Source organism: Kribbella albertanoniae (genome assembly GCF_004348455.1).
GTDB lineage: Bacteria > Actinomycetota > Actinomycetes > Propionibacteriales > Kribbellaceae > Kribbella > Kribbella albertanoniae.
Genome location: NZ_SMKA01000266.1, coordinates 1 through 13,034 on the forward strand (window position 1 = coordinate 1; position 13,034 = coordinate 13,034).

14 protein-coding genes are annotated in these 13,034 nt (G+C 67.6%); 10 read left to right on the plus strand and 4 right to left on the minus strand.

Going from position 1 to position 13,034, the window contains the following annotated elements:
* Positions 1 to 4: 4 nt before the first annotated feature.
* Positions 5 to 787, minus strand: coding sequence for a polysaccharide deacetylase family protein (locus E1261_RS36580; protein ID WP_202875356.1), 783 nt, complete (start codon positions 785 to 787; stop codon positions 5 to 7).
* Between the two features lie 132 nt (positions 788 to 919).
* Here E1261_RS36580 and E1261_RS36585 point away from each other — a divergent pair, with 132 nt between their 5' ends.
* The 3 genes from E1261_RS36585 (at position 920) to E1261_RS36595 (ending at position 4,128) form a co-directional block, all read left to right on the plus strand.
* On the plus strand, positions 920 to 2,740 hold the full coding sequence (locus tag E1261_RS36585; RefSeq protein ID WP_202875358.1) for a bifunctional metallophosphatase/5'-nucleotidase: 1,821 nt from the start codon (positions 920 to 922) through the stop codon (positions 2,738 to 2,740).
* Between the two features lie 69 nt (positions 2,741 to 2,809).
* Positions 2,810 to 3,328 (plus strand): RNA polymerase sigma factor, encoded by a 519-nt coding sequence (locus E1261_RS36590; protein WP_238176655.1) that lies wholly within the window; start codon positions 2,810 to 2,812, stop codon positions 3,326 to 3,328.
* Complete coding sequence (locus E1261_RS36595) at positions 3,325 to 4,128, plus strand: hypothetical protein (protein ID WP_132414323.1); 804 nt, start codon at positions 3,325 to 3,327, stop codon at positions 4,126 to 4,128. The genes E1261_RS36590 and E1261_RS36595 overlap by 4 nt, the downstream gene beginning before the upstream one ends.
* On the opposite strand, the gene E1261_RS36600 is transcribed toward E1261_RS36595, so the two are convergent.
* The gene (locus E1261_RS36600) at positions 4,125 to 4,379 is read right to left on the minus strand and encodes a PLD nuclease N-terminal domain-containing protein (RefSeq protein ID WP_132414324.1); all 255 of its coding nucleotides are present in this window, start codon (positions 4,377 to 4,379) and stop codon (positions 4,125 to 4,127) included. The genes E1261_RS36595 and E1261_RS36600 overlap by 4 nt on opposite strands.
* 113 nt (positions 4,380 to 4,492) lie before the next feature.
* On the opposite strand from E1261_RS36600, the gene E1261_RS36605 reads away from it, so the two are divergent.
* The 7 genes from E1261_RS36605 (at position 4,493) to E1261_RS36635 (ending at position 11,773) form a co-directional block, all read left to right on the plus strand.
* Positions 4,493 to 5,599, plus strand: a complete 1,107-nt coding sequence (locus E1261_RS36605; protein ID WP_132414325.1) for a sensor histidine kinase — start codon at positions 4,493 to 4,495, stop codon at positions 5,597 to 5,599.
* Positions 5,596 to 6,240 (plus strand): response regulator, encoded by a 645-nt coding sequence (locus tag E1261_RS36610; protein WP_132414326.1) that lies wholly within the window; start codon positions 5,596 to 5,598, stop codon positions 6,238 to 6,240. Before E1261_RS36605 ends, E1261_RS36610 begins: the two co-directional genes overlap by 4 nt.
* A gap of 71 nt (positions 6,241 to 6,311) precedes the next feature.
* Positions 6,312 to 7,802, plus strand: a complete 1,491-nt coding sequence (locus E1261_RS36615; RefSeq protein ID WP_132414327.1) for a M1 family metallopeptidase — start codon at positions 6,312 to 6,314, stop codon at positions 7,800 to 7,802.
* A gap of 32 nt (positions 7,803 to 7,834) precedes the next feature.
* On the plus strand, positions 7,835 to 8,530 hold the full coding sequence (locus tag E1261_RS36620; RefSeq protein ID WP_132414328.1) for a FadR/GntR family transcriptional regulator: 696 nt from the start codon (positions 7,835 to 7,837) through the stop codon (positions 8,528 to 8,530).
* 11 nt (positions 8,531 to 8,541) lie between these two features.
* The gene (locus E1261_RS36625) at positions 8,542 to 9,270 is read left to right on the plus strand and encodes a creatininase family protein (RefSeq protein ID WP_238176656.1); all 729 of its coding nucleotides are present in this window, start codon (positions 8,542 to 8,544) and stop codon (positions 9,268 to 9,270) included.
* Between the two features lie 59 nt (positions 9,271 to 9,329).
* Positions 9,330 to 10,244 carry a CE1 family esterase gene (locus tag E1261_RS36630; RefSeq protein WP_132414330.1) on the plus strand — a complete coding sequence of 305 codons (915 nt, stop codon included), beginning with the start codon at positions 9,330 to 9,332 and terminating at the stop codon, positions 10,242 to 10,244.
* On the plus strand, positions 10,241 to 11,773 hold the full coding sequence (locus tag E1261_RS36635) for an AbgT family transporter (RefSeq protein WP_132414331.1): 1,533 nt from the start codon (positions 10,241 to 10,243) through the stop codon (positions 11,771 to 11,773). The genes E1261_RS36630 and E1261_RS36635 overlap by 4 nt, the downstream gene beginning before the upstream one ends.
* Here the strand turns inward: E1261_RS36635 and E1261_RS36640 are convergent.
* On the minus strand, positions 11,766 to 12,344 hold the full coding sequence (locus E1261_RS36640; protein WP_132414332.1) for a nicotinamidase: 579 nt from the start codon (positions 12,342 to 12,344) through the stop codon (positions 11,766 to 11,768). The genes E1261_RS36635 and E1261_RS36640 overlap by 8 nt on opposite strands.
* 19 nt (positions 12,345 to 12,363) lie before the next feature.
* The coding region (locus E1261_RS36645; protein ID WP_132414333.1) for an SDR family NAD(P)-dependent oxidoreductase at positions 12,364 to 13,034 on the minus strand (671 nt) is incomplete at its 5' end.

A 13,034-nucleotide genomic window follows, 5' to 3' on the forward strand; every position in this document is an offset into this window, starting at 1 on the left:
GGCGCTAGCAGGGGAGGGCGCGGAAGGTGTAGCCCTTGCGCTGGAGTTTGGTCATGGCTCGTTCGAGGGCGATGACGGTTTGGGTGCGGTTGCCGCCGCCGTCGTGCAGGAGGACGATGGCGCCGGGGTAGGCGCCGGCCAGGATGGCGTGCTCGATGGCGGTGGCGCCGGGCTTCTTCCAGTCCTTGGTGTCGACATCCCAGAGGACCTGGCGCTGGTGGTTGGCCTTGGCGGTCGCCTCGACCGCAGGGTTGGTGTCGCGGAACGGCGGGCGGAAGCACTTCGACTTCACCCCGGAGAAGATCTCCTGGCGCATCTTGGCCGCCGGGAGCTTCGTGAGCATCGGGTGGTCCCAGGTGTGGTTGCCGATGTGGTGGCCGGCGGCGCGGGTCTGCTCGACCAGGTCCGGCCGTTTGGCGGCCTCGGCGCCGAGCACGAAGAACGTTGCCTTGGCGTGGTGCCTGCGCAGGATCTGCAGGACCTTCGGTGTGAAACCGGGGTGCGGGCCGTCGTCGAAGGTGAGGTACAGCACCTTGCCGTGCTTGGTCAGGTTCCAGTCGTCGGCGTCCGGTTTGGTGTGCGGCCGCTGCCCGTGGCGCTTCGGGCCCGGCTGAGTCGGGCCCGAAGCCGCGATCGGGCTCCCGCTCAAGGGACCGGCGGCCAGCGTGCGCACAGCAGGCGACGACGCCGTGGCAGGTGAGTCGGCGGGCTGGGCGGCTTGGGCGAGAACGGCGCCGCACAGCAGGGCGGCGACCAACGGCAGGAGCTTGCCGGGCGGCTTGGTCATGGGCTGCATCCTCTCTCAGCAGAAGGGCCATTTCCGAATCGGGAGTGAGGGCGTGTCGCGCGTAAGGTGGCGGAGGCCAGACCCGACGATGCGTGAGGCAGACGAATGACGGACAGCGGTGAGCGGACCACGATGACGAGGCGCACAGCGATCGGTGGCGCGGCAGCGCTCGCAGCGGCCGGCTTCCAGACAGCCCCGGCGTACGCGGGCAGCGGACACGGCCACGACAAGACCGTCCGGCTGAGCGTGCTCGGCACCACGGACCTGCACGGCAACGTCTTCAACTGGGACTACTTCAAGAACGCCGAGTACGACGACTCCGCGCACAACGACATCGGCCTGGCGAAGATCTCCACCCTCGTCACCGCCTACCGCGACCAACTCGCCCAGGACCGGCACGCCCCGCGCCCGCTGCTGCTGGACGCCGGCGACACCATCCAGGGCACCCCGCTGTCGTACTACTTCGCGAAGATCGAGCCCATCACCGGAGGCCACATCCACCCGATGGCAGCCGCGATGAACGCGATCGGGTACGACGCCGCCGCGCTCGGCAACCACGAGTTCAACTACGGCCTCGACATCCTGCGCAGGTTCCAGCAGCAGCTGAAGTTCCCGCTGCTCGGGGCGAACGCACAGGACTGGACGACGGGGCTGCCGGTCTTCCCGCCGTACGTGCTGAAGAAGGTGCACGTGCCCGGCCGGGCACCGATCACCGTCGGCATTCTTGGCCTGACGAACCCCGGGACCGCGATCTGGGACAAGGCAGTCGTCGAGAACAAGATCAAGTTCGGCGGGATCGTCGAGCTCGCCAAGCTCTGGGTGCCGCGCGTCCGCAAGGCCGGTGCCGACGTGGTCATCGTCTCGGCGCACTCCGGCATGGACACCTCTTCGTCGTACGGCGATGCCCTGCCGGTCCCGGAGAACGCGTCGGTCCTGATGGCCGAGACCGTCCCCGGGATCGACGCGGTCCTGGTCGGTCACGCCCACCAGGAGATCCCCGAGCGGCTGGTGACGAACAAGGTCACCGGGGAGCAGGTCCTGCTGACCGAGCCGCTCAAGTGGGGTATGCGGCTGTCCGTGATCGACCTCGACCTGCAGCACGTCCGCGGTTGCTGGAAGGTCGTCAGCCGGCACAGCCAGGTGCTGAACGCGAACTCGGTCGCCGCCGACCCGAAGGTCGTCGACGTCCTGCAGAAGGATCACGACAAGGTCGTCGGCTACGTGAACTCGAAGATCGGCACCTGCAAGGAGGCGATGTCCGCGGCGACCGCGCCCTGGGAGGACACCGCCGCGCTCGACTTCATCAACTTCGTCCAGGCCGACGCGGTCTCCAAGGCCCTCGCCGGTACGCCGCAGGCGAATCTGCCCGTGCTGGCGATCGCGGCGCCGTTCAACCGGGCGGCCAAGATCCCTGCCGGTGAGGTCTCGGTGCGCGACGTGGCCGGGCTCTACATCTTCGACAACACCCTGCTCGGGGTCACGATGACGGGCGCCCAGATCAAGGCGTACCTGGAGTTCTCCGCGCGGTACTACAAGCAGGTCAGCGGCCCCGGCCCGTTCCCGTCCAGCGACGTCACCAATGCCCCGACGCCGACCGCGCCGCCCGGGACGCCGGACTACAACTACGACGTGATGGGCGGCCTGGCCAAGCCGCTCACCTACAAGATCGACATCGCCAAGGCGGCCGGTGCGCGGATCCTCGACCTCCAGTACGGCCAAGTCGCGGTCACCGACGACCAGCAGTTCGTGGTTGCGGTGAACAACTACCGCCAGTCCGGCGGCGGCAACTTCCCGCACGTGTCGAAGGCGCCGGTCGTCTACAACCGCCAGGTCGAGATCCGGCAGCTGATGATCGACTACGTCACCGCCACCGGCGAGGTCGACCCAGCCACCTTCCACACCACCGACTGGTCCCTCGTCTCCAACGGCGCCCCCATCGTCATCAACTCCTGAGGTAAGAAGTGCGTCATACCCGGACATCAACCAGGTATGACGCACATACTCACGAGGGGGCCGGTGCGCGTGATCGAACCTCCGCCGCCGGACCCCCGGCTGGTCCGTTTCGAAGAGTTGTTCACCTGCCACCACGACGACGTACTGCGGTATTTCGTGCGGCGGCTCGACATCCGCGCGGACGCCGCCGACCTGGTGGCCGAGACGTTCCTGGTCGCGTGGCGCCGGCTGGACGACGTACCGAAGGGGGAGATCCTGCCCTGGCTGTACGGCGTCGCTCGGCGGGTCCTGAGCAACCATCGACGGGGTGAGTCCCGGCGGCACGGCCTGGCCGACCGGCTCCGCGACGACCTGCGCACCGCCGTACCGGCCCCGGAGCCTGTGTCTGTCGAAGCTGCCGAGGTCTTCCAGCAGCTGTCGGACACCGATCGTGAAGTGCTCTCCCTCGCTGCCTGGGAGGGCTTGGACACCACGCAGCTCGCCGCCGCGCTCGGCTGCTCGCGGAACGCCGCCATGGTCCGCCTGCACCGCGCCCGCCGCCGGCTCGAGCGCCTCCTGGACAACACCCCGGCTGGAGCAAAGTCATGACCAATTCCCTGGACTTCATCCGCACCCTCGACCAGACCGCCACCGCCGACCCCGCGACGCAGGTCACGCCGGAAACCCGAGCCGACCTGCTCCGCAGTATCACCGCCACCCCGATGCCCCTCAAAAGGCCGGTACGACGCCGCCTGGTGCCGGTCCTTGCCGCCGCAGCAGCGGTCGCCGCGATCACAGCCCTCGTCGTCCACGTGCCGGGCGACAACAACCAGCCACCGCAGGCCCTCGGCGCGGCGCTGTCCTTCACCACCGAAGGAGACGTGATGAAGGTTCGCGTCCTCGATCCGGAGGCAGATGTTGCCCGGTACAACAAAGAGTTCCAGCAGCAGGGGCTGAACATCACTCTGCGGCTGCAGCCGGTGTCGCCGTCGATCGTCGGCCAGGACATCGCCATGTCGGGCAACTCCGACGACCCCGAGCAGATCATCCCCGGGCGCTATCCCAAGGACTGCAAGGGCACCCCGGCATCCCCGTGCGTCCCGGAGTTCACCGTCCCGCTGGGCTTCCGCGGCCAGGCCGATCTGTACGTCGGCCGGACCGCCAAGCCCGGTGAGGCCTACTCCAGCGCCGGTGATATCACCGGCCCGGGCGAGGCCCTGGAGGGTGTCGACTTCAAGGGCCGGACCGTCGGCTACGTCCTGGGCAGGCTCGCCGAGCGTGGTTTCAGCGCGGAGTACCGGGTCGGTGCGAAGTCCGAACAGTCCGCCTCCGCGCCGCCGAGCTGGGTGGTTCAGGATGCCGTCCCGAGCTCGGATCATCACGTGATCCTGTTCGTCGAGACGCCTTAGCGGTAGGCGGTTTCGTAGGCGTTGCGTTTGCCGGCCAGGAACCAGAGCAGGCTGCCGATGAACGGGGCGATCACGATGAAGACGATCCAGACCAGCTTCATCCCGCCGGAGGCCGGGGAGAACAGCGCGCTGAAGAAGGCGCCGATCACCAGCAGGGCGTAGGCGGCCAGTACGGCGATGATGCCTGCGGCGCCCAGGAATCCCCAGGTCTGGTCGGTCGAGGTGGCGGTGCTTGCGATGAGGGTGAGCATGCCTCCAGCATCTCGGGAACGGATGCCGGAGGCATCGGTCGAGTGGCTCAAACCGCAGTAGTACGAAGGTGTTAGACGCCGGGCCGAACGTCGGTGGCGCTACGGTTTGCGATATGCGACTTGCGTGGTGGGATGGCAAACGCCGGATTCTGGCGTTCGACATCCTGTTCACCTTGCTGGTGGCGAGCGGCCTGGTCCTGGAGATCGCGAAGAACGCCGAGCTGCGCTGGTTCACCTTCCTGCTGGTCGGTGTGCAGGCCGCCGCGATGCTGGTACGGCGGCGGTTCCCGCTGCTGTTCGTGGCGCTCACACCGGTCGCGCAGTGGTGGCCGAGCGTGCAGGTGACGATCGCGTCGTACACCGTTGCCAGCCGCAAGGGTCTGCACTGGCATACCGCCGTCTCGTTCGTCTTCGGCAGCGCGGTCATCCTGTTCTACCCGACCGATCGGGAAGTGGGAGTCGGTGCGGATATCGGCTACGTCGTTTTCTTCGTGCTGGTCCCGATGCTGCTCGGGTTGTGGGTCTACCAGCGGCGTGCCCTGCTCGTTGCGCTGCGGGAACGCGCCGAGCAGGCCGAGCGCGAGCGCGACCTCCGCTCCGAGCGCGTGGTTGTCGCGGAACGCCGCCGGATCGCCCGGGAGATGCACGATGTCGTGGCGCACCGGGTCAGCGCGATTGCCTTGCAGTCCGGTGCGCTGACGATGACCGCTCCGGACAAGCAGACCGAAGAGGTCGCGGAGGTGATTCGCAAGACCAGTACGGCGGCGCTCACGGAGCTCCGGGAGATTCTCCAGGTTCTGCGGGACGAGCTGCCCGGTGAGCCGGGACACGTGGCTCCCGCGCTGGACGCCGTACCGGTGCTGGTGGCCGATGCCGTCGACACCGGGCTCAAGGTGAATCTGATGCTGCCCGATCCGGTTCCCGAGGTTTCACCGGCGACCGGGCGAGCGGCGTACCGGGTGGTGCAGGAGTCGTTGACCAATGCAACCAAGCATGCGCCGGGTGTCGTGGTGACCGTGATTATCACGGTGGGCAAGGAGAATCTGACGGTTGAGGTGAGCAACCCGCGCGGTGTCCAGCCGTCGGAGGTGCCGGGTTCTGGGTACGGGTTGCTGGGGATGCAGGAGCGGGTGTCGCTGGCGGGTGGCACACTGCAGACCGGGTGGGACGACGGTGTGTTCAGAGTTCAGGCGAACCTCCCGACGAAGGCGGCGGAATGATCAAGGTGCTCCTGCTCGACGACGAAGGGCTCGTCCGCAACGGCATCCGGCTGATCCTCCAGGCCGGCGGCACCGCCGAGGTCGTTGCCGAGGACACCAATGGCGCGAACGTGGTCGAGCTGGTCGAGAAGTACCGGCCGGACGTCGTGCTGACGGACATCCAGATGCCGCAGGTGAACGGGATCGAGGTGACCCGGCGGGTGACCGCGCTACCGGATCCGCCGCCGGTCGTCGTACTGACCACGTTCGATCTCGACGAGTACGTGTACGAGGCATTGCAGGCGGGCGCGACCGGGTTCCTGCTGAAGGACATCGCGCCGCGGGCGTTGGTCGAGGCGGTCGAGCAGGCCGTGCGGGGCGATTCGATGCTCTCGCCGCGGATCACCAAGCGCCTGATCAGCTCCTACACCGCGCACCCGGGGCCGGCCCAGGTCGGCGAGGATCCGCTGAAGGACCTGACGCCGCGCGAGCGTGAGGTCGCGATCGAGGTGGCCGAAGGGCTGAGCAATGCAGAGATCGCCGCCAAGCTTGTACTCAGTGAATCGACGGTGAAGGTGCACATCACCCACATCATGGCCAAGCTCGGCCTCTCGAACCGGACCAAGCTGGCCCTTCTGGTGCACGACCTCGGCCTCGCCTAAGACCTGGGGATGACACCCGGTCCCACCCGAGGACCGACGATTGCACGCGCTCGACTGCCTAGTTTCGAGTTATGTTCAAGAGACCCGTCGCAGCAACCGTTGCCCTGACCACCCTGGCCGCCGTCGGCCTCGCCATACCGTCGTCCGCGGCGCCATCACTCGGCAGTATCAATCAGGCAGGGCCGGGGTCGGCCGGGGTAGGTGACAACGTCTGGCCGGAGTTGGGCAACGGCGGGTACGACGTCCTCGACCAGCGACTCGACCTGCGGTTCGCCAAGGGCCTGGCGACGTACACGGGGACCACCACGTTGACCGCGCGAGCGACCCAGCACCTGAGTTCGTTCGACCTCGACCTGCTCGGTCCTCAGGTGACCGGTGTCCGGGTGAACGGCGTACCGGCGGCCTGGAAGTCAACCCCACAAGGCGAACTGGTCATCACGCCTACCAAGTCCCTCCGCAAACACCTGCGCTTCGTCGTCCGCGTCGACGTCCGCAACAACCTTCCGCAGGCCACGCCGAAGGATCCGTTCCCGCCTGGCCTGCAGCGCTACGGCAACTGGGTGCAGACCGTGAATCAGCCGTCCGGTGCGCGCCGGATCATGGCAGTCAGCGACCACCCGACGCAGAAGGCGCCAACCACCTTCTCGGTCACCGCGCCGACCACGGTGAACTCGATTGCCAACGGCAAGCTCATCAGCGTCCGCAAGAACGGCGACGTAACCACTCGCGTCTTCCGGGAGAGCCGCAAGATTGCCACCGAGTTGATCCAGATCGGCCTTGGCCCGTTCACCGTCCTGCACCGGACCGGGCCGCACGGCCTGCCGCTGCGCTACGCCGTACCGACGGCGCAGCTGAAGGACATCGAGCCGCAGTTGGCGTCGTTCGACCGGTCGATCAGGTTCATGGAGAAGCGGCTCGGCCGGTTTCCCGGGACGGAGGCCGGGGCGTACGTCTCGGCGCTCGGTGGCGAGCTCGAGACGCAGGGGCTGACCCTGATGAGCGCGGACGCGATGACCAAGGAGGGGTTCGAGAACAACGGCACCGAGGGCGTCGTACTGCACGAGGTTTCGCACGAGTGGTTCGGCAACTCGGTCTCACCGCGCCGCTGGTCGGACCTCTGGCTGAACGAGGGGCACGCGGTCTTCTACCAGTACGTCTGGTCCGAGCACGCGTACGGCGCCAAGCTGGTTGAGTCCATGCGCTCCAACTATGTGGAGCGCGGGAACCAGATCCTCGCCCAGGGCCCGATCGCCGCGCCGGACCCGAAGAAGTGGACCGGGCAGCTGTCCGATCTCCGCCCGTACGGCGACGCTCAGTACGCCGGGGGAGCGCTGGCGCTGTATGCGCTTCGGCAGAAGGTCGGCGTACCGGCGTTCGAGGCGATCGAGCGCGCCTGGGTGCACCGCTACGCGAACTCGACCGCCGGTACCTCGGACTTCATCCGGCTGGCCTCATCGGTGGCCGGCGAGGATCTCGGCCCGTTCCTGCGGTCCTGGCTCTACGGCAAGACCTTCCCCGCGATGCCGGGACATCCGGACTGGAAGGTCGGTCCGAAGCCTTGACGGCGAGAAAGGCTAAGTGATTTAGTCACTTTGTGACTTACTCAGCATCCGAGGCGCCGCCCAGCCTGTCCGACCGGTTGACCGAGTCGATTCTCGGCATCATCCGGGACGGCGGGCTGGGGCCCGGTGACGCCATCCCGTCGGCGCGTGAGCTCGCGAAACGCTTCGAGATCACCACGCCGACCATCCGGGAGGCGCTGCGGAAGCTCGAGGCGACCGGTGCGGTCGAGTTCCGGCACGGCTCCGGGACGTACGTCGGCCCGACCATCAACAACGTGGTCCTGGCCAACCCGCACCGGCCGCCGATCACCAAGGAGTCCGTGCTGCAGCTGATCAGCGCCCGCCTGGTGCTGGAGCCGGCCATCGCCGCTCAGTCGGCGCTTGCGCGGCAGCCGGAGAACCTGGAGCGGCTCGAGGCTGCGGTCACCAACGCGCTGGTCCCTCCGGGTGGACCGTCGTTCGCGCTGAACTTCCATGTCGAGCTCGCGGGCGCCTCCGGCAACCCGCTGCTCCAGGAGGTGCTGGCCTCGCTGCTCAAGGTGCGGGTCCGCGAGCAGCAGCAGATCCGCGCGCTGTACGACAACCGTGGGCGTGACCACGAGGAGCACCAGGCGATCGTGGAGGCCGTCCGTGCGCAGGACGCCGAGCGCGCCGAGCGCCTCACCCGCGAACACCTGGACAACATCCGTGCGGCTGTTGAGTCCGCTGACGCCTGGGGGCAGCCATGAGACTCGCCGAAATGACCACCGACGAGGCCGCTGCGGCCGTTCGTCGCGCGCCACTGGTGATCATCCCGGTCGGTGCGCAGGAGCAGCACGGTGGCGGAATGGCGATGTCCACCGACACTGTCCGCGCCATCGGAGTCGCCGACCGCGTAGCCGAGCGGCTGGCCGGGCGAGCTGTGGTGGCACCCGTCGTACCGTATGGCGTTTCGCCACATCATCTGGCGTTCGCCGGGACCATGTCGTTGTCCCCGGCAACCTTCATGCAGGTGCTCCGGGATCTGATCGCCAGCCTGCAATCGCATGGCTGGCAACAGTTCCTGGTGGTGACCGGGCACGGCGGCAACAACGCCGCACTGTCCGTCCTGGCGCAGGAGTACCTACGCGAGGACCTCACCTTCATCTGGACGCCAGTCACCGAAGTGGTGGCCGATCTGATCACCGGTGTCAGCGAGGTGCACGGCCACGCAGGAGAGGCCGAGACCGCGCAGATGCTTTACCTGGCCCCGGAACTCGTCCAGGCCGACCGCCTGGAACCGGGCGCCACCACGCTCGACGAGCTGTCCGTCCCCGCCCGGCTCGCCCGTCGCGGCCGGGGGCCGCGGCTGTCCGTCGGGTTCGACGAATACCACAAGCGTGGCGTCCTGGGTGACCCCCGAACCGCCACTGCCGAAGCCGGCCGTCTCCTCGTGGAAACCGCCGCCGACCGCATCGCCGCCTTCGCCGACGAACTCCTCTCGGCCTGACCCCCGTTGCAGGACCACAGGCGTGAGCCTGCCCAAAATCCCCTGAGGGAGGCACTCCCATGACCTTTGCACGCCCGAAAACCCTAGCAGCCATTGTGGTTGCGGCCGGCCTGGTGACCGCCGCAACTCTGTTGCCCACGGCAACTGCATCCACGACCTCCCGTACGGCGGGTTGTGGCAAGCCGGCCGCCACCGGCGACTACACCGTGGTCAGCGGCGGTCTGACGCGGACCTACCGGCTGCATGTGCCGGAGAACTACCGGCCGTCCAAGGCTTATCCGCTGATCCTCGTCTTTCACGGCCGGGGGAAGACCGGCGCGCAGACCGAGGCCTTCTCCGACATGTCCAAGCTCGATGCGGTGGTTGCCTACCCCAACGGGGTGCTGGGGGACGAGGCCAAGCAGGCCTGGCAAGGAGCGCCGTACTCGGCCAAGGGTGTGGACGACGTGAAGTTCACCGCCGACCTGCTTGATCAGCTGGAAGCCAACTACTGCGTCGATACCCGCACCGTCTACGCGACGGGTAAGTCGAACGGCGCCGCGTTCACCGGCATCCTGGCCTGCAAGCTCGCCGACCGGTTCGCCGCGATCGCGCCGGTGGACGGCGCGTTCTACATCGAGGGCGGTCGTTGCGCACCGAGCCGGCCGATCCCCGTTCTCGACATCCACGGCACCGGCGACACCACGATCCCGTACGGCGGCGACGGGCAGCGCGATCTTCCCGACGTACAGACGTGGGTCCGGGACTGGACGGTGCGCAACCACTGTGACCAGGACCCGCGCGTGTCCCAGCAGGGTGACGATGTCCTCACGTTCACGTACCGCGGGTGTGACGCGGATGTGGTGCATGTCGCGGTCACGGATGGTGGACACAGCTGGCCGGGTTCTGATGCCTCGTCGGGTCCTGGATACGTGACGCAAACCTTCGAAGCCCACGAGCTGATCGGTAAGTTCTTCAAGGAGCACAGGCGATGAGCGCCGCAACCGATACGAAGGAGCTGCCACGCCTGGTCCGGGCGATGGCCGTGATCGAGCGGGTCGGTAACGCGCTACCGCATCCGTTCTGGCTGTTCTGGATCCTGTCCGGGATCCTCGCCGTGGCGAGCGCGATCCTGGCCGCGCTGGACGTGTCGGTCATCTCGCCGAAGGACGGCAAGACGGTCGCGGTGCAGAACCTGCTGTCCGGTGACGGGCTGCAGATGGCCGTCTCCACGGCGGTCTCGAACTTCGCCGAGTTCCCGCCGATGGCAACCATCGTGGTCGTCATCATGGGTGTCGCACTGGCCGAGCGGACCGGCTTCCTGCAGTCGCTGATGAAGGTCACCGTCTCCCGGGTACCGACCTCGATGGTGGTCTTCGCGGTCGCCTTCGCCGGCACGATGGCGCATGTCGCATCGGCGGCGGCGTACATCATCCTGGTCCCGCTCGGCGGGCTCGCGTTCCGGGCGGTCGGCAAGTCACCGATCCTCGGCATCGTGGTCGCCTACACCGCGATCGCCTCCGGGTACGACGCCAGCCCGATCCCGACACCGAACGACGCGATCTTCGCCGGGATCACCGAGGCCGCCGCCAAGACGGTCGATCCGAATGCCTCGATCTCACCGCTGTCGAACTGGTTCTTCAACATCGCGTCGTCGGTGCTGCTCGCCCTCGTCATCACGCTCGTCACCAAGCTGGTGCTGAGCAAACGAGACGACCTGGACGCCGATCCGGATGCGCCTGGTGACGATCCGGATGCGTTGACGCTGTCGTCCCGCGAGAAGACCGGGCTGCTGCGGGCCGGCATCGTGTTCGGGCTTGCCGCGGTCGCGATTGTCGCCGTACTGGTGCCGCACAACTCGCCGTTGCGTGGTGAGAACGGCAGCATCGTCGACTCGCCGTTCCTGGACGGGATCGCGATGGTCGTCGCGGTGCTGTTCGGACTGGTCGGCATCACGTACGGCGTCACGGTCGGCGCGATCGAGCGCGGGGCCGACGTACCGAAGTTGATGGCCGAGGGGATCAAGCAGATGGCGCCGGTGCTGGTGCTGTTCTTCGCGATCGCGCAGTTCCTGGCCTACTTCAGCTGGAGCCGGATCGGTGACCTGCTGTCGGCCGAATCGGCCCGCTGGCTGGGTGATCTCGGGGCGCCGACGATCGTGATCTTCCTCGGCATCCTGGTGCTGCTGACGCTGATCAACATCCTCGTCACCAGCGGTTCGGCGATGTGGTCGCTGACCGCGCCGATCCTGGTTCCGATGATGATGCTGCTGGACGTGCCGGCCGAGACCACCCAGGCGCTCTTCCGGATCGCCGATTCGGGCTCGACCGCGATCACGCCGATGAGCCCGTACTTCGTGATGGCGCTGGGTTTCCTGCAGCGCTATCGCAAGAACGCCGGCGTCGGCACGCTGGCGTCGTACACGGTGCCCTTGGCGCTCGCGATGACGGTCGCCTGGACACTGCTGTTCCTGGCTTGGTGGGCGCTCGGGATCCCGCTCGGGCCAGGCGCTCCGGTCAGGTGAGTGTGACTCCGGCAGCACGCAGGTCGCTCAGGGCTTGTTCCGTGCTGCCGGGGGCCACACCAGCGGTCAGGCCGGTGAGGACCGTCGTACTGAAGCCTTCGACGCGGGCGTCGAGCGCGGTGGCCCGCACGCAGTAGTCGGTGGCGATCCCGCAGACGTCGACGTCGGTGACTCCGCGGTCGCGCAGCCACTCGGCGAGCCCGCGACCGCCCTCGTGGGACTTGCCCTCGAAACCCGAGTAGGCGGCCGCGTACTCACCTTTGTCGAAGATCGCATCGAACGGCTGCGGATCCAGGTTCGGGTGGAAGCTCACCCCGTCCGTCCCGGCCACGCAGTGCCGCGGCCACGAGTTCACGAAGTCGGGCTCGTCGGAGAAGTGGTCGCCCGGGTCGATGTGGTGATCCCGGGTGGCAACGACGTACTGGTACTGGCGCTCGTCCGGCTCGGCCTCGTGCCACTTGTGCACCAGCTCGCCGATCCGGAAGGCGACGTCCGCGCCCCCGCTGACCGCCAGGCTTCCGCCTTCGCAGAAGTCGTTCTGCACGTCCACCACAATCAGTGCCCGAGTCATGTCCCCAAGGTACAGCCGGTTACTGCTGGAGTAGCGCACCTCCAGTGACACGGATGATCTCGCCCTGGATCGCGGGCGTCCGCGGCGAGGTCAGGAACAGGATCGTGTCGGCCACCTCGGTCGTGTGCGGCAGCCGCCGCGCACTGAAGGCCTTGGCGATCTCGTCGGTCGCCTCCTGCGGAATCACCCGGTGCTTGCCGTCCTCGAGTGTGATCCCCGGCATCACCACATTGACCAGTACGCCGTCCGCGCCGAGGTCGTAACTCAGGGCAGTCATGAATCCGTGCAGCCCGGCCTTGGCAGCGCCGTACGGCCAGGAACCTGGCAGCGGCCGCTGGGTGACGTCGGTCGACACCAGTACCAACCGCCCGGCACTTGACCGCCGCAACGCAGGCGCCACCTGCTGCACAAACCGGAAGTTGCCTTCAAGGTTCGCCCGCAGCACCTCGGTCCACCAATCCTCAGGCGCATCCTCGATCTTCTCCGGCCGCCCGTGGAAGCCCAGCTTGCCCCAGTTGACCGCGTTCGCCACGGCCACGTCCAGCCCGCCCCAGCGTTCCAGCACTGCCGCGACCGCACTCTCGATCGACCCGGCATCGTTCAGATCCATCGGTACGGCGAACCCCTGCCCACCCGCCTCCTCGATCTCCGCGACGACCTCCTCGGCCGCCTCCTTCCGCGACCCGTAGG